This is a genomic window from uncultured Aquimarina sp. (assembly GCF_947492405.1).
Classification (GTDB): Bacteria; Bacteroidota; Bacteroidia; order Flavobacteriales; family Flavobacteriaceae; genus Aquimarina.
The window spans coordinates 1-236 of record NZ_CANLMP010000037.1 but is presented as its reverse complement, the minus strand read 5'-3'; the positions used below and the strand labels follow the sequence as shown (position 1 = coordinate 236).

The 236-nt window shown below is 57.6% G+C and carries 1 protein-coding gene; it reads right to left on the bottom strand.

What is annotated here, in order from left to right; translation table 11 throughout:
• The coding region (locus tag Q0829_RS27545; protein WP_298549314.1) for a collagen-like protein at nt 1-236 on the bottom strand (236 nt) is incomplete at both ends.

Here is a 236-nt window from a genome sequence, read left to right as displayed (position 1 = left end):
GCTCCTGTGCTTCCTGTTGAACCAGTTGCTCCGGTACTTCCAGTGGCACCGGTTGCTCCTGTATTTCCTGTAGCGCCGGTTGCTCCTGTACTTCCTGTAGCGCCTGTGCTTCCCGTAGCGCCAGTTGCTCCTGTGCTTCCTGTGGCACCAGTTGCTCCTGTGCTTCCTGTTGAACCAGTTGCTCCTGTGCTTCCTGTTGAACCAGTTGCTCCGGTACTTCCAGTGGCACCGGTTGC